13 protein-coding genes are annotated in these 15,939 nt (G+C 49.4%); 6 read left to right on the top strand and 7 right to left on the bottom strand.

The genetic code is table 11. The features are described 5' to 3' along the window. The first annotated feature begins 191 nt into the window (after positions 1–191). The gene (locus OXH18_RS00150) at positions 192–623 is read left to right on the top strand and encodes a nuclear transport factor 2 family protein (protein WP_268610340.1); all 432 of its coding nucleotides are present in this window, start codon (positions 192–194) and stop codon (positions 621–623) included. Between the two features lie 54 nt (positions 624–677). Here the strand turns inward: OXH18_RS00150 and OXH18_RS00145 are convergent, their stop codons facing one another. Next, on the bottom strand, positions 678–3,746 hold the full coding sequence (locus OXH18_RS00145; RefSeq protein ID WP_268610339.1) for a glycogen/starch/alpha-glucan phosphorylase: 3,069 nt from the start codon (positions 3,744–3,746) through the stop codon (positions 678–680). Positions 3,747–4,278: 532 nt separating this feature from the next. Between OXH18_RS00145 and OXH18_RS00140 the strand changes: the two genes are divergently transcribed. The 3 genes from OXH18_RS00140 to map all read left to right on the top strand — a co-directional run bounded on the left by OXH18_RS00140 (position 4,279) and on the right by map (position 7,140). Beyond that, a complete protein-coding gene (locus OXH18_RS00140) occupies positions 4,279–5,541 on the top strand; it encodes an MFS transporter (RefSeq protein ID WP_268610338.1) in 1,263 nt (420 codons plus the stop codon). Positions 5,542–5,669: 128 nt separating this feature from the next. Further along, positions 5,670–6,143 (top strand): cupredoxin domain-containing protein, encoded by a 474-nt coding sequence (locus OXH18_RS00135; RefSeq protein ID WP_268610337.1) that lies wholly within the window; start codon positions 5,670–5,672, stop codon positions 6,141–6,143. Between the two features lie 169 nt (positions 6,144–6,312). Next, entirely contained in the window at positions 6,313–7,140 is an 828-nt protein-coding gene (gene map / locus OXH18_RS00130) for a type I methionyl aminopeptidase (RefSeq protein WP_268610336.1), read from the top strand. A 71-nt stretch (positions 7,141–7,211) separates the two neighbouring features. Here the strand turns inward: map and OXH18_RS00125 are convergent, their stop codons facing one another. The 5 genes from OXH18_RS00125 to OXH18_RS00105 form a co-directional block, all read right to left on the bottom strand. Next, complete coding sequence (locus OXH18_RS00125; protein ID WP_268610335.1) at positions 7,212–8,132, bottom strand: ABC transporter permease; 921 nt, start codon at positions 8,130–8,132, stop codon at positions 7,212–7,214. A gap of 65 nt (positions 8,133–8,197) precedes the next feature. Then, positions 8,198–9,202, bottom strand: coding sequence for an ABC transporter permease (locus tag OXH18_RS00120; RefSeq protein WP_268610334.1), 1,005 nt, complete (start codon positions 9,200–9,202; stop codon positions 8,198–8,200). 126 nt (positions 9,203–9,328) lie between these two features. After that, positions 9,329–10,987 carry an ABC transporter substrate-binding protein gene (locus OXH18_RS00115; RefSeq protein WP_268610333.1) on the bottom strand — a complete coding sequence of 553 codons (1,659 nt, stop codon included), beginning with the start codon at positions 10,985–10,987 and terminating at the stop codon, positions 9,329–9,331. 916 nt (positions 10,988–11,903) lie between these two features. Next, entirely contained in the window at positions 11,904–12,239 is a 336-nt protein-coding gene (locus tag OXH18_RS00110; RefSeq protein WP_268610331.1) for a hypothetical protein, read from the bottom strand. A 50-nt stretch (positions 12,240–12,289) separates the two neighbouring features. After that, a complete protein-coding gene (locus OXH18_RS00105; protein ID WP_268610329.1) occupies positions 12,290–12,748 on the bottom strand; it encodes a hypothetical protein in 459 nt (152 codons plus the stop codon). 257 nt (positions 12,749–13,005) lie between these two features. Here OXH18_RS00105 and OXH18_RS00100 point away from each other — a divergent pair, with 257 nt between their 5' ends. Further along, positions 13,006–13,611, top strand: coding sequence for a hypothetical protein (locus tag OXH18_RS00100; RefSeq protein ID WP_268610327.1), 606 nt, complete (start codon positions 13,006–13,008; stop codon positions 13,609–13,611). 103 nt (positions 13,612–13,714) lie between these two features. Continuing rightward, a complete protein-coding gene (locus OXH18_RS00095; protein ID WP_268610326.1) occupies positions 13,715–13,870 on the top strand; it encodes a hypothetical protein in 156 nt (51 codons plus the stop codon). Between the two features lie 11 nt (positions 13,871–13,881). Here the strand turns inward: OXH18_RS00095 and OXH18_RS00090 are convergent, their stop codons facing one another. After that, on the bottom strand, positions 13,882–15,828 hold the full coding sequence (locus OXH18_RS00090) for a S9 family peptidase (protein WP_268610325.1): 1,947 nt from the start codon (positions 15,826–15,828) through the stop codon (positions 13,882–13,884). Positions 15,829–15,939: the final 111 nt, after the last annotated feature.

The following is a 15,939-nucleotide window of genomic DNA, read 5'->3' as shown; positions in this document are numbered from 1 at the left end:
GTGAGAGCAACAGAGTTTTGTCAGTCAACCAAGTTAGAGACCTGTTAAAAGGAAATGCGTCATTTCTGGCGAAGTGGGTTAACGTATTGAACGAAAGACCATCCAACGAAAGACAATAACCGACACCGCGATCGATTGTTTTTCTGCTTCTGGATTGACTTTTACCTCCAAAATTTACATTGATTAGCCCCATGTCTGATAACCAAGCTGTGCTTGCAGCAAACCAGGCTTTCTATCGTGCATTTGAGCAGAAAAACCTTGAAGCCCTTAGCGCCATTTGGCTAAAAGGCGACAATAGTGTTTGCATTCATCCGGGTCGCCCTCCTCTAAAAGGATGGGAGCGCATCAGCACCTCCTGGGACGAAATTTTTAAGAACACCGACTCTATTCAATTAACCACAGAGACGATCGCTGCTGGTGTAAGCGGTAACATTGCCTATGTGGTGCTGTTAGAAAAGCTGTCTCAGGTGATTCAAGGGCGATCGGTGGATGTGCAGTCGATCGCCACCAACGTTTTTGCCCGCACCCCCGAAGCATGGCGACTCGTTCATCGACACGGTAGCCCCATCTTGCCCATGATGCCCCCCAATCAGCAGCCACCGGGAATGTCAAGACGAAATTAGTTGTCAAACCTCGCACAGCACAATTTAGTTAACACACTCGGTGAATGTATGTTGTCAACTGTCACGATCGGCCGCAACCACCCGATCGGTTAATAGCGACGCCATACGGGCTGTGGTCAAAATAGACATCCGCGTCCAATGCTTTTGATCTTGAAAGCTTTGACTGACGCGCTCCTGGCAATCCATATATGCCTCATAATCGGCTAGGACTAGTCCGGGATCTTGGGTGAATAACCAATTTCCCAATGCCTTGAAGGCGTTTGTATCCCCAAACGAGAAATAGCCAGAGGCAATCGCATCGATTGCCTGTTTCAGGTCAGCATTGCGGCTGTAATAAGATGCTGGGACATAGCCTTGGCTGGTAAGAGTGCTAGCGGTGGTCGCGGTCATGCCAAACAGAAAGCAGTTTTTACCGCCAACTGCCTGTTGCAGTTCCAGATTGGGCTGGGTCAGCGTGCCAATTGTTAGAGCACCGTTTAGCGCAAAGCCCAAGGGGGTCGTGGGCATTACCGCTTGATCTGCTCGTGCCAGCGATTCAATCACATCAGCAGCATAGAGCGCACGCAGAATTGGTTCACGGGGCTGCTCTAGAACAATTACCTGCAACTTGCCTTGTACATCTGGATCATTGTTGATGGTGGTTGCTACTGACCGAATGAGATACAGAATCGAACTAGCCATTGCGTCATCATTATCTAAGTTGCCTACGAGAATACAGCTACGTGGAACCGATCGATGCGTAAAGTGTTGAATTGTATCTGTGCTGGAATTAACTTTGAGCCGAATATAGAGTGTGATGATGTGGAGAATATTCAACAACTGTCGTGAAGCAATACCGATCGGCGCAACTTGAACATCAATGAGTGAATTGACAGGAATAGAACTATCGGCTTGTTGCTGAATGAGATGAATCAAATTTTGTTTAAGTGTGCGGCGCACCTGCCACCATTCGGCACAGAACTGCCGATCTTGCACTAAGCCCTCCAATTGCTTTAGATATTCGGTATTCGTAATCCAGCTTTCCCCGATCCACTGAGTAATCAATGCCGCCAAAGACGAATTGGCTTGCAGCAAATATCGACGAGCATTGATGCTGATGGGATACGGCTTGATCTTCGCTTTCAGCCACTCGGAAAATGAATCGGAGACTTCAACTAACGAATGCACGGATGCTGATAGAGGCTTTAGTGACAATGTGGATATGTAGACCGAGCAGCATCCTAAATAAATAAGCTGGTGCACCCGCAAAGAGCGATCGCCTTCTTCATCAATGAGCGATAGTTGTCGAATGCGTTCGATCGTCTCAACTCCATTCACGTTCAGTTCATCCAAAAAGCGCCGATTGATTTCATAAATAATTTCTAGATGTCGAGGCAATAAACGTTCTAAAACCGCAATTGACCACCGATCGTCTTCTATGTCATCCTGAAATCGACCAGAAAAAGTCTGTTGAGTGAGCCGCCAAGCGGCTGCCCACTCTAAATCAAACTCGTCTATGAGCCAGCGCATCAACTCCACAATTGCTAGTCCCGTGGCTGTACCGTTGAGATGAATAGCAACTCGTTTGGGTAACGTGTCAATGGGCAAGCCAGATTGTTGGTGTAGCCGCATGACATCTGCCACAACGCAAGCCACCAAAACAAAATGCTGTTGCAACCGTTTTTCTTCATTTGATGATGCAACTGCTAATGATTTCGGTACTTCGATCGCGCCAGAATCTACCTGCTCTAAATTGGCTTGAGTGGTTCTTGAAGCCTTAATTTGCCAGCGGCGTAGCGGTGTCGTGCACTTAGCTGCATAGCCAGAAATTAGCGCGTCATAAGGAATAGCTGTGATTGTATCTTGGGGCGTCCAACGAACGCGCAACCGTCCATCACGTCCAGTGTATAGCTGTGTATCACCGCCGAAGGCAACGGTAACCTGGTGCTCTGGCCGTTGAATCTCCCACAGCGTTACATTAGTATTGCTATCTTGCCGCAGGCAATAGCCGATCGCAGGTAACTGTGCTGTTGTCAATGCTTCCAGCGCATCGGTGACAAATTGCGCTTGCCAATCGCTTAGCTGTGGTGGCGATGAAGTTCTTAGAGTCAACAATGCATCCAGGTTTAGATTAAGCTCATCGAATGCTTGACGGACAGACTCCAAAACCCCCAGATTCAGTAAGTAGCTTTCCAACGACTGATCCAGGGGTATGTCGATCGCCACTTGTACTGTTATGCGCTCTGCCTGTGATCGATCCGGGGAACTCAGCAACCGCAATTGCTCTTGAACCATGCTCGCTAGAATACTGTAGCCCACTTGAGGCGTCACTGTTGTCAACGTTTGCCCCTGCTGAGACAGTGCTTCTGTAAACGCCTGCTGAAATCGTGCTGCCTGAAACGTTGTTCGATCGCCAAGCGGTGGAACCTTGACTCGCAGGGTTGAGGTACTCGATGGTACAGTCGATTCAGTTATCGGTAATTTTGAAGTGGTAGTCGGCTGTGCTGGAACATCGGCTACACTAGGCATCGCAGCCTCAATCTCAACGCCGGAATCTCTGTTGGAAGCACAACCTAGCTCGCTGATTTCTTCCTTTGGGATTTCTGGTATTTCGTCTTCTAGCTCCATCGACAATGTTTCACCTGCTTCAGTCGCTACTCGATCGATCGATTGCTCGTTGCCAGTCTCAATTGCTTCAGATAGCCTATCATTAGACTCTGTAGAGTCTATAGAGTTTGTATTATCAGGAAGTTCTTTCAGTGTTTCATTCTGAATTTCATCAATTGTTAATTCATTCAGTTTCTCGATCGATACTTCGTCATCACTCACTGACAAAGAATCAGTCACCTCAACACCATATTGAATGGATGATTGATCAGATAGTTCATGATCAGATAGTTCATCTTTTTTTACTGAAGTTTCTATTGACGATTCTTTTTCCAAATCTTCGATCGACTCGTCAATCATCTCTTTTTGATCAAGACTCTGTGTAGCTGGTTCGCCATCAGGCCTTTGAGTATGATCTGAGTTGGATTTCATCTCAAGGTTTTCGTCCACAGCAGGTTCATTGCGGTGCGACATTAGAAAAACTCCTAGTCCTAATAAGACGACTGGTAATATCCATAGGTCGTTAAAGTCATTCATACGGCTTATGATGTGGCGAACAGTCCGCAAACGCCGTTCCTAAGCTCGCATACAGATTCTTCTAACGATGTCCTTGGCTGAACAAAGTATGAAAGGAACGTTACTTTTAGTTTGCTTCAAGCATTGAGAAAGCCCAAATCGAGAAAGTCCAGAATGATGCCAGTCGTTATCACCAGGTGAAATTTGACAAGCGTTATCAACAACGCCCTAACACACAATCATCTCAAAAATTCAGAAAAAAAGAAGTTTTCCGATATACAGCCACCCGATTCGCCTCATCGGACATTTGGGTTCTCGCATCACCAAAAGTCTGATACGCTTGACGAGATTGTCCTGATTGACTAACAACACTCGATGACCCTCACCTGAATTCTGCTCCCAGAGCCGGAGAGGACGTTGAAGCCCTTCCCCCCTGCTCTCATACTTGCTTGGAAGAAGAGGTAGGGGGATGAGGGGACAAAGAGTTGTCAGTCAATCAACAAGATTTTCACCAGGCAACCAATCTCCCTTCTGCCATTGCTCCGTCTAACACATGAAATCGCTCGCCAAAAAAATGTTTGCTAGTTTGCCCACCCTCGATCGCCGCATTTGGATTTTGATGGCCGGACGGCTGCTATCGCAAGTGGGTACGGGATTCGTGCTATTTTATGCTGCGATTGTATTTGTCAATCAAGTGGGGCTATCGGCTACCGCCGTGGGCATTGGCTTGGGCAGTCAGTCTATTTCTGGAGTGGTAGGTCGCATTTTGGGTGGATCGCTGTCAGATGCGCCAAGTTGGGGACGTCGCAAGGTGTTACTGTTCTCAGCGGCAATCTCGGCTCTCGCGGATGTATTGCTGACACTTAGCAACAACTTTCCCTTGTTTCTAGCTGGCAATTTGCTGATGGGGCTTGGCATCGGGCTATATTGGCCTGCTACGGAGGCCGTTGTAGCAGATATCACCACGATCGATCAACGCAATGAGGCCTATGCTTTGACACGATTGGCAGACAGCATCGGGCTAGGACTAGGAGTGATTTGGGGCGGTTGGATTATTGCAGCCACCGGAGCATTCCGGCTTCTGTTTGTCATTGACGGGATCTCGTTCTTGGTCTTCTTTGGCATCATTTATGGCGCTATTGAAGAAACCCTCAACAAACGTCAAACTCCGCAACCGATGTTGCACGGTTGGATCACGGCCCTACGCGATCGCCCGCTATTGGTCTTCAGCTTGGTCAATAGTTTATTCACGACCTATCTGGCCTTGATTAATAGTGCTTTACCCATCTATTTCAACAACCGTATTTCGCTGCCATCTACGGGTGCTGGATTTAGTCCCACCCTGCTTAGCGCCTTGTTCACGTGGTACATCACGCTGACGGTGCTTTGTCAACTGCCGATCGCTCGCTTTCTCAAACGCTTCCGCAATCCTCAAGCGCTCAGTTTCTCAGCCTTAGCATGGGGTCTTGGCTTTGGGCTGGTGTGGTTGACCGGGATAGCCTCCATCGGGCATGTGGTTTGGGCTGGTTTAGCCTTGGCCTTGATGGCTCTGGCGACGGCTGCCTACAATCCGCCTGCGGCGTCGCTAGTGGTTGGTTTAGCTCCAGACTCGATGCGGGGGGTGTATCTTTCGATTAACTCGCTGTGCTGGGCTGTTGGGTACTTTATTGGCCCAACCATTGGCGGCTGGGCTATGGATCAACCCCAATGGTTTACAGACGGATTTTGGGTGGTGTCAGCGTTCAGTGTGATCATTATCGTAGCAATTTTGCAGTCCCTCGATCGCATGGTGCAACAGCGGCGACCGGCTCAGTAATGACTTACAGCAAAGATTTGTGACAGCGATCGGTGGTTTGGGTCAAGCAAGCAATTGGCAGTGGGTCAATTGACTCTATACTGCAACTATGACTGCAACTACCCGATCGTGCCCGTAGGAGGTTGGTAATGTACAGTTCTAGTGGCAATCGAGTCTGGTTTCGGATGCTCAGCCTGGTGATTGGTCTGCTGTCCTATGGAATCGTTTGGTTGAGCGCAACCGAAAACGCTTTCTCTGCCCCTGCGCCAAGTCAGCAACCCGCCACCGCTGTTCAAGTGTCGTTGGGCAACGAAACGGGAGAATTGGTGTTTGTGCCAGATCATCTCAGTTTTGAAGCAGGGCAGCGCTATGAGCTGAGGCTGTCTAATCCCAGTCCTCAAAAACACTACTTTACCGCCAAGGACTTTGCTGATAGCATCTGGTCTCAGAAAGTCGAAGCGGGCAACGTCGAAGTCAAAGGGGCTATCCACGAATTGGAGCTAAAGCCCGGAGCCACCGCAGAGTGGGTGTTTATTCCGCTGAAACCCGGAACCTACGAGCTACACTGCTCGATCGCTGGCCACGCCGAAGCGGGCATGATAGGTGAACTGACGATTCAATAGCTACTCCGACGCTAGGCCCGCTGATATTTTTTGCAGTTCTTTCTGCGGCTCTTTTTGCGCCATCTCCCAGACACTGAAACCACGATTTAAGATAAATAAAGCGAATGCTAAAGAGCAAACTCTACTTGAAGTTGCTTGTTCCGATTGATTCTTTTCAACTCACCTACGCATGAATATTCTCTCTAACCTGATTCCTAAGCCCAATCCGGCCCCTCGCATCAAACGTAATCGGCGCGGCATTGAAACCAAATCGCCCCAGGAAATTGAAATTATGCGGCAAGCTAGCCGCATTGTGGCGACGGTTCTTAAAGAGATTTCTGCGTTGGTGCAGCCCGGCATGACAACAGCCGACCTCGATGCCTATGCGGAAAAGCGTATCCGTGAAATGGGTGCAATGCCAAGTTTTAAAGGGTATCATGGTTTTCCCGGTTCCATCTGTTCGTGCATTAACGATGAAGTTGTGCACGGCATTCCCAGCACCAAGAAAACAATTCATCAAGGAGATGTGCTGAAGGTAGACACAGGCGCTTACTATCAAGGCTTTCATGGCGATTCTTGCATTACGATCGCAGTAGGCGAGGTCAAACCTGAAGCGGCTCGACTGATTCGAGTGGCTGAAGAAACGCTTTATAAAGGCATTGAGCAAGTTAAGGCTGGCAAATATCTCATGGACATTGCTGGCGCCATTCAAGACTATGCTGAAGCGCATGGCTTCAAAATTGTGGAGGAATTTACTGGGCATGGTGTGGGGCGCAACCTGCACGAAGAACCGTCGGTTTTCAATATTCGCACCTACGATCTGCCTAATGCCAAGCTGCGATCGGGAATGACACTAGCCATTGAACCCATTCTCAATGCGGGTTCTCGCCACACCCGCACTCTATCCGATCGCTGGACAGTAGTGACCGTTGATCGATCCCTCTCGGCTCAATTTGAACACACGGTTTTGGTGACGGAAGAGGGGTGTGAAATTTTGACCGATCGCTCCCAAGTGTAAGCTGTCTCGATTCAGTCTTGATCAAGCAGTTTTGATCAACCTCGATTCAGATAATCTTGCCCATCAAAACCCTATCGATTTGCTCGCGGGTCTAAGCTATCGCGTAAGCCGTCCCCCAGCAAATTAAAGGCTAATACAATCAGGGTGATCGTTAGTCCGGGCATTAGCACTGTCCAAGGACGGGAAAGGGCATAGCCGTTGGTGAATGAGTCAGATAGCATTGTGCCCAGTTCTGGGGTAGGAGGTTTGGCTCCCAGTCCAAGAAATCCAAGTCCGGCGGCTTCTAGGGTGGCCGTCCCAATCGACAAGGTGGCTTGCACCACCAATGGAGCCAAGCTGGCGGGCAAAATGTGGCGAAAGATAATACGTCCCGATCGGGCCCCAAACGCTCGCACCGTTTGCACAAATGCTTGTTCTCGCAACGACAGCACCATACTGCGGGTTAGGCGAATGAAGATAGGAATTTGTACAACGCCGACCGCAATCATGACATTAAGCAAATCAGGGTTCACAATGGATGTCACAAACGGAGGTAGCAGGCGTCTAATTTCGATCGAGGCAATAGCAATGGCAAGCAAAATGGAGGGGAACGACAGTAGAATGTCGGTCAGCCAGCCGATACCTGTTTCCAGCCAACCCCGAAAATAGCCTGCTACTAATCCTAATAACGTGCCAATAAGTAGCCCCAAACTCACTGAAACAAGGCTAACCAGCAGAGAAATACGAATGCCGTGCCACACAAGCGTGAGAATATCTCGCCCTAAACCATCGGTACCAAACCAATGATTCAGGCTGGGAGGTTGAAGCCGCTCAGCAAAGTTTCGCGCTGTAGCCGGATCGAAGGGGCTGAGAATCGGAGCCAACACCGCCAACACCACCAACACTACCGTAAGCACCAGCCCGACCCTGGCAGAAATCGATCGCAGAAACCGCTGAGATACTTTGCGAAATGAAGAGGGTTGGATGTCGGGAGATGCTTGCAGAGATTCCATGGGGAAAGAACGAAGAATGAAAGATTAAGAAAAAGGAGAAGGCATCAGCCACTAGCCATTAGCCATTACTTAAACTGAATTCTGGGGTCGAGGAAGGCATAGGAAATATCAACCAGCAGGTTAATTAACACAAACACGATCGCTACAAACACAACGCCACCTTGCACAACAGGATAGTCGCGAGCCAAAATCCCTTCATAAATCCAGGAACCAATACCGGGCCAAGAGAAGATGGTTTCAGTGAGGATTGCGCCACTGAGCAATGTGCCAAATTGTAAGCCAATAATGGTGACAACGGGCAACAGCGCATTCTTCAGGGCATGTTTCAGAATCACCCAACGTTCCAGCAGTCCTTTGGCGCGGGCAGTGCGAATGTAGTCTTGCGATAAGACCTCTAGCATGGCGCTACGAGTGATGCGGGCAATAATTGCAAGGGGAATCGTACCGACGGTAATGGCAGGCAAAATTAGGTGCGCCACCACATCACCAAAAGCGGCTAGGTTGAACTGCAACAGCGAATCCAGCAGATAAAATCCGGTGATGGGTTGAAACGTGCCGCCAATGCTGAGACGACCACTAGGAGGCAGCCAACGCAAATTTACCGCAAACAAATAAATTAGCAGCAGCCCCAACCAATACACAGGCATTGACACTCCCAACAGCGAGGTGCTCATGGTGAGATTATCAATCCAGCCATTTTTCCGAACCGCCGCAATAATTCCTGCTGGCACTCCCAGTAACATGGCTACAATCATGGCGGCCACCGATAGTTCAAACGTAGCTGGCCAGCGCGTTGCAATTTCTTGGGTAATGGGAATACCGCTGATGATGCTGCGCCCCAGATCCAATCGCAGTAGTTTTCCTAGAAACGCTAGGTATTGTAACGGTAAGGGTTGATTGAGCCCCAGTTGTTCTCGCAGCGCTTCCACTTGGGCAGGTGTGGCTCGCTGTCCCAACAGCACGATCGCCGGATCGCCGGGAATCAGTTGCAGAAATAAAAATACCAGTAACGTGATACCCAAAATGACGGGGATGAGATCGAGGAGACGCTTGGCGATGTAGCGCAACATGGTGGGTAGGGAGTGGGGAGTGGGGAGTCGAGAAGGGGGAGTCGGGAAGGGGGAGGTTCAAGGTTTGGTTCACAAACGTAACCTGTTTGCTTTAAGCTTTCCCCCCTCCGACTTCTGATGGCTAAATTAGCTCTTGGTAACGGTCTCAAAGGATTCTGAACCTAGGGGGCTAGGGACCCAATCCGAGATGTTCGATCGTTGGGCGTTCAACGGTTCTGAGTGGACAACGGGAATCCGAACGGCTTCGTCGTGAATGATCTTTTCTGCTTGCTGGTAAAGCTCGACGCGCTTGGCATCATCGGTTTCTTTGCGAGCGTCTTCTAGCAGTTTAAATACTTCCTCGTTTCTCCAACCGCCGATATCGGTAGTGCCACCGACCCCAAAGTGATAGTAGAGGAAATTGTCGGGGTCGCCATAGTCTCCTGTCCAGCCCAGCATAAAAGCTTGGTATCCCGGTTCTTTGAGGCGATCGGCTAGGTAAGCGGCCCAGTCTTTGGTGTTGAGGGTGACATTAATGCCAACGGCACCTAAGTCAGCGGCAAAGGCTTCGGCGATCGGCTTTGGTGTGGGGTAATAGGGACGCGATACGGGCATGTACCAGAGTTCGAGGGGAAATCCATCCGGATAGCCCGCCTCGGCTAGCATTTGCTTGGCGCGTTCTGGGTTATATTCATAGTCCAGGAAACTAGAGTCCTGATACTTATCCATTGATGGAGGTGTAAAGTGAGAGTCGCTGCTGGCTAAACCAGACCAAAACGAATCCACAATGCCTTTCCGGTTGATCGCCATCGCGATCGCCTGTCGCACTTCTTTATTCGCCAAAGGTTCATAGCTCGTGTTCAGCGCCAAGTACCCCACATTGAACGGTGGGCGTCGTACTTCTTGTAGATTGGAATCGCTTTGCAATTCATTCAATTGATCTGGGGCAATGTCTACGGTAAAGTCAATGCTACCGGCTCGCAGTTCAGCCAATCGTGCTGAGGGTTCTTTAATGAAGCGCATCACCAACTGATCGGTTTTGGGAAAGCCGTCTTTCCAATAGTCGGGATTACGCTCTAGCACCACTCGATCGCCAATGCGCCACTCCACAAATTTGTAGGGACCAGTACCAATGGCAGGAACACTGGCAGTTCCATAGTCGGCTCCGGCTTGCTCAATGGCAGTAGGGCTTGCAATACCAAAGTAACCAGACGCGATTGCCGCCGGAAAAGCTGCAAAGGGTTCTTTTAGGGTGAATTCGATCGTCGTATCGTCTACTACATTGATTGATTGCAAGGTGGATTCCTCGCTGCCCTTATAGCCACCAAACAACCCTTCCCAAATGGCGTAGTTTTTGCCAGCGTCCCGGAAGCCCAACCGATCGGCTGGGTCCCACCAACGGTTCACGTTGACTCGAACGGCTTCGGCATTAAAGTCTGTGCCGTCATGAAATTTGACGCCCTCACGCAGCTTAAATGTCCAGGTTAAACCGTCATCCGAGGCTTCCCATTCGGTCGCCAACGCGGGTTCCAGTTCGGTTGTACCGGGTTTGTAGTCAATCAGGCGATCGTATATTTGGTGTTGGACGTAGATGGAGTTGCCATCTTCAATATTGCCAGGTTCTAAACTGGCCGGATCTCCTCCTGAGCCAAAAACCAACGTTGAGGCGTTTGCAGTTGGCGAACTGGTGGTGGGTGCTCCCTCTGTTGTGGTTGAGGGTTGTTGAGCACAGTTTGAAATCGTTACAGTCAAGACAGCCGCCAAGGTACACAGGGCGACCTGCCATCGTTTTAATCGTCCGAGCATACTAATGATTTCCTTGTAAATGCGTTTTGATTACGACTTGTTGCGCTCCTTTGGATAACAGACTGATATACCGCTTGCGATTAGCCTGGCAACCGTTGATCTTGTAGTTGATCTTGCTCCCGAACTACCCTCATTCCCCAACCCTTTCAGGGGAATAACACGGTTGCAAGCCTACCCCTCATCTCGCAACTCCTTCTTCCCGCCATTTGGGAGAAAGGAGCCGGATAAAGTCTCTCACCTTTTGGGAGAGGGATCTAGGGTGAAGGTAGAGGGATTGACAACCATTGCCAGGTTAATATCACCATCCAAGAAATTTGAGTTTATTGCAGTCAATTTGCCTACAGGAATCTCCAAATGGCTAGGATCAATCATGTGATCAATTAACAGACAGAAGCAAATCCTAATCTATGAAATGGCAGTTTGTGTCTGATTCTTAAGGATTTTCAATGATTTTCGCAATGAATTAACATCACAAGCGCCTGAGCATTGGGCAACTTGAAAGAACGCTTTTGGGTGCATCTCATTTAGGTAGCCTTCCAGGCAGTCCTCACTCTCAATTCCTCTCTCTAAGCTAGGAGCCGAAAGAATGGGGTTGGCTAGAGCCGCGGGTAGCGCTCTAACTCCCCGTTACCCAAGATGAGAGCCGGGGCAGGGGGGATGAGGGCAGATACGGCAATCCCAATACCAAAGTGGGATGCACTTACGCCTTTTCTGTAGAGTATGTTGGCGACCGCGTTACGCAAAGGCAGTGTAAATAATGCATTACGCTTGCTGTTGAGTGCGATCGAAGGAGTTTGACAAGGCACAACAGAACTATATTGCTTCTATCTGTTTGTCTCTTAAATCTCAACGGTTTTCCACTACTAATTCACTCGTTAAGAATCCATTTCGGATTTATTGAACACCAGTCGTAGCTTCAACCAACCCAGTTGCAATGAGCGCAAGTTTGTAGTCCAGAAGGATGTAATGGTGCACTCAGGCTATGGTGACAGCGAGGGCAAGTTTGCACAGGTAGCACAGGACGCGGTACAGAGATGGGTGGATGGTTATCGAGGCTGGTGCGAATCCAAAGAGCGGCCACGGCTGAACCGGGATTAATTGTGATGGCTTGTTCGGTCCATGAATGGCAACAAGTTACTTCTGAGAGAGTAGACGGCTCGGTGCAATCTAGGTTACATGGTAAGGCAGGCAGTGAAGGCGGCGTAGGGGACGGAGTAGTATGGGGTGGTAAATCGGTTGCTACATTGATCAAATGAGCGTCTGCATGAGGGGTTGCCTTCTGAGTATGAGCAGCAGATTCACTCAGAAGGCGATCGACTTTCCCTCAAGCGCTTCTACCCGTTGCATCACGGTTTCTAGTTGGCACAGGCGAGCTTTGAGGGATTCAATTTCTGCTAGGAGCGTCGCCGATGGAAGCTCAGATGTATCAAACGTAGAGAGGGGAGGTTCACTAACGGCAACAGACTGGGAGGGGGGAGACGATAAACCAAGCGCCGATCGCAATGCCGCGAGAATGACTTGGGTTGGGGTTTGTCCTGACTGCTCTTCGTGTTGGGTCAGTGCCGCTAGGATGTCAACTGGTAGGGCAACTGTTACCATACCTTCGGATGAAGTGAGGGTTGGCGGATCAGCGGCGGGCGGATCTGGGTGGGGGGAGGCAGAAGGTTGCACCTGAGAGGTTATTGGCTGAGCAAAGTTCTCCGAATGAGAGTCACGAGAGTCATATGTCTGTGCAACTGGAGATTCACGATTATCAGTCATATGTCTATCACCCAATACCCTATTCTTTGTTTCGATCGACGAAGTGGACTGGGACGCGATTGTCGATACCATAAACAACCGGGAACAACCGAGACGCCATCTCATACCCAACATTGGATTATTCGCTCCGGTTAACAGGTTTCAGGACTTTTTCCGTGTTGATGCCACGAACTTAGAATTCCCTATCTCCAATCAGAACTAACCACAGTATGCTGATAGCTATTCGTGCTCAATAACGACTAGCAAGGAGAACCTGTATGCGATTGGGTAAGGTGGTTAAGTCTAATTCTCACTGCGATTACATTGTACAGCTTGATGATCAAATGGATGTGATTGATCCTCCCACGGCCGATGATTATGGATTTGGCTGTTTCGTCAAGCTAGAAGAACCCAGCCTTCGCCACAAGGCTGTTGGAGTGATTTACAATTCTCAGTTGTTTAATCCGTTATTTTTGAGCAACGGACCGCGCTTGTCGAGCGAACCTGATCCGATGTTCACACCCGATCTAATTACCGAAACGCGGACACTGTTGGGAGTGGCATTAATTGGATATTTGATTCAGGACTTCGATCGCACGTATGGGTTTCATGGAATTCCCCGTATGGTGGTTCCGGTGAATGCGGCTGTTTCGTTAATGAATCGTGATGAAATTTATCAATTCCATTTAAATGAAGTAGGATGTCCACAGTTTTATTACTACAGCCATTTGTTGAAGTGTGGAGGAGGGTTTGCCGCGCAACTAACCCAACAAGTCTTAACAGAATTAGCGGATAGCCAGTTGTTTTCTGGGGCTGAACAACGGGCACTGGAGATTTTATGTAAAGAACTAGCTTGGAAAAACACAATGGCAGCGATGCGATAAGTTTGGTAATGCAATAATGAACCCAAACAATACCAAGAGAAACGTTAATTAAACCCACAACCGTGGTCGTGAATCGTTGATAGCGTCTGAATGGAGTTTGACCATGAACGATCGTCCTAAGCAAACGGAAACTACCCAAAACCCTGATCCAAACAGCATTAAGCGCAACACCATCCGAGTGGAACCAGCTACGATTGTGTTCATCATTGTGGCCTTGCTGTTAATTCCACTCATGATTACGGGCTTTTTGTCACAATAGGCGATCGAGCGCTATAAATTTTCGATCGCCACAGGGTCAATTGCATCGGCTAGCTCAAACCCAAACACCCTAGAGTAAAAATAAAGTTCACCATCAAGGGTACGTTTGATATTTTCAGCTTTGCGAAAGCCATGCTGTTCACCTTCGTACAAGACATAAGCAACGGGCAGTCCTTTTGCCTTCAAAATCTCCACCATCGTTTCAGCTTGGTTGGGCGGCACAATTTTGTCTTCGTCACCCTGCAAGAAAATCACGGGACACGATAGCTGGTCGGCAAAATGAATGGGCGATCGAGCAATGTAGAGATCGGCTTGTTCGGGATACTTACCAATCAATCCATCTAAGTAGCGCGATTCAAATTTGTGCGTGTCTCTAGCAAGCGCTGTTAGATCGCTGACGCCATAGTAGCTAGCCCCAGCTTTAAACACATCCCGGAAAATTAGCGCGGCCAACGTTGTGTAGCCTCCGGCACTGCCACCATCAATGCAGAGCCGATCGGCATCTACTAACCCTTTTTGCACAAGATACTGTGCACCATTGACGCAATCATCCACATCAACAATGCCCCAGTTGCCCTTCAGCCGTTCGCGATACTCCCGCCCATAACCAGTGCTGCCGCCATAGTTTACATCTAGAATGGCAAAACCGCGACTTGTCCAATATTGAATAGCCGGATTGAACGAGGCAGAGGTGGCGGCGGTTGGACCTCCATGACTTTTCACTAGTAAGGGGGGGCGATCGTCGGCAGGGGCAGTGTAATCTTTGTTGCGCGGGGCATAGTAGAACCCGTAGGCAGTGCGCCCGTTTTCAGTGGGAAACTCAATTACTTCGGGTTCCGACAAATAGCCTGCATCCACCTCCATATTGCTAGAGCGTCGCAGTTCGTCGATTGCGCCTGTTTGCAGATCGAGCCGTACAACGGCGCTGGGTTGTAGCGCAGAACCACCAACGAATACGGCATATCCGGACCTAACCTGCAAGCCGCCAATGCTAGAGTAGGGAGTGTCAATCGCCGTAAGTTCCAAAGTTTGCGAATTTAATCGTGCCAAGTATTGCACACCAGCTTCAATGTAAGTACAAATTAAGGATTCTGCTGACTCAAAGCCATAGGTGGTCATACCAAACACCCACTGCGGCAAACCAAACTCAGCCGCTTTGGGGCACAGCGCTTCGATCGGGTTTGAGTCATTGGAATTCCAGCGATACAAGTTCCACCAGCCTGTGCGATCGGACACAAAGTACAAGCGGCCATCTGGCGACCATTCCGGTTGAAAAATCGATTCAGATTCGCCTCCGGCAATACATTGAGCCGTCCCCAACGAGCCATCTGCCTGCACGGGGGCAACCCACAATTGTGTGCCATCCCACGGCATGAATGGATGGTTCCAGCTAATCCAGGTAAGTTGCGATCCATCAGGACTGAGGCGGGGCGATGCAACAAAATCACTGCCGGATACTATTACTGTGCCACCATCGTCTGATCCTGCGAGTGAGACAGAAACGATCGTGTTGATGGGTTCGTGTTCACCGTTGCTGTGATCTTCGCGCACGCAGATTAGACGGTGGCGCGATGGGTCAATTACTGCATCGGCATAGCGAAACGGGGCTTCGGGTGTAATCGGTTGAGGGTCTTCGCCCACAGGTTGCTTGTAGAGCCGCTGATCGATGAAGTTAGAAAAATAAATTGTGCTGTTGGCTACTTGGTAAGCGCCGCCGCCATATTCGTGCACCCGTGTTCGCACATTGAAGGGAGTCGCTGGGGTGATGTCTCTGGTTTGACCATCGGGCGATCGTTGCACAATGACGTTGCGTCCCCCCTCAAGCGGTCGGCCTTCGCTCCAATAAATCGTCGCACCGTCCAGGCGAATTTCTCCTAAGCGCAGGCTCCCTGCCACGATGAGGTCAGATGTAATCGGAGATTTCCAAGAACCATAGGGGGCAATGTGTGCAGTTGTCATCCATTCTCACCTAAACTCAATAAGCCAATGTGACTAGCCTAATCAATCAGGTAGTCTGTAGTCTGTCGATCGTTCATCACCAAGTAGCCTCTAACCAATAGTTACACATAC

It is taken from the genome of Thermocoleostomius sinensis A174 (assembly GCF_026802175.1).
GTDB lineage: Bacteria > Cyanobacteriota > Cyanobacteriia > Elainellales > Elainellaceae > Thermocoleostomius > Thermocoleostomius sinensis.
This window is presented reverse-complemented; position numbering and strand designations above follow the sequence as displayed.

Bases quoted from the DNA above. Each gene is read 5' to 3' on its own strand.
- OXH18_RS00090 (WP_268610325.1), bottom strand. From the start codon at position 15,828: ATGACAACTGCACACATTGCCCCCTATGGTTCTTGGAAATCTCCGATT.
- OXH18_RS00105 (WP_268610329.1), bottom strand. From the start codon at position 12,748: ATGACTGATAATCGTGAATCTCCAGTTGCACAGACATATGACTCTCGT.
- OXH18_RS00115 (WP_268610333.1), bottom strand. From the start codon at position 10,987: ATGCTCGGACGATTAAAACGATGGCAGGTCGCCCTGTGTACCTTGGCG.
- OXH18_RS00140 (WP_268610338.1), top strand. From the start codon at position 4,279: ATGAAATCGCTCGCCAAAAAAATGTTTGCTAGTTTGCCCACCCTCGAT.
- OXH18_RS00145 (WP_268610339.1), bottom strand. From the start codon at position 3,746: ATGAATGACTTTAACGACCTATGGATATTACCAGTCGTCTTATTAGGA.
- OXH18_RS00135 (WP_268610337.1), top strand. From the start codon at position 5,670: ATGTACAGTTCTAGTGGCAATCGAGTCTGGTTTCGGATGCTCAGCCTG.
- OXH18_RS00095 (WP_268610326.1), top strand. From the start codon at position 13,715: ATGAACGATCGTCCTAAGCAAACGGAAACTACCCAAAACCCTGATCCA.
- OXH18_RS00100 (WP_268610327.1), top strand. From the start codon at position 13,006: ATGCGATTGGGTAAGGTGGTTAAGTCTAATTCTCACTGCGATTACATT.
- map (WP_268610336.1), top strand. From the start codon at position 6,313: ATGAATATTCTCTCTAACCTGATTCCTAAGCCCAATCCGGCCCCTCGC.
- OXH18_RS00125 (WP_268610335.1), bottom strand. From the start codon at position 8,132: ATGGAATCTCTGCAAGCATCTCCCGACATCCAACCCTCTTCATTTCGC.
- OXH18_RS00120 (WP_268610334.1), bottom strand. From the start codon at position 9,202: ATGTTGCGCTACATCGCCAAGCGTCTCCTCGATCTCATCCCCGTCATT.
- OXH18_RS00150 (WP_268610340.1), top strand. From the start codon at position 192: ATGTCTGATAACCAAGCTGTGCTTGCAGCAAACCAGGCTTTCTATCGT.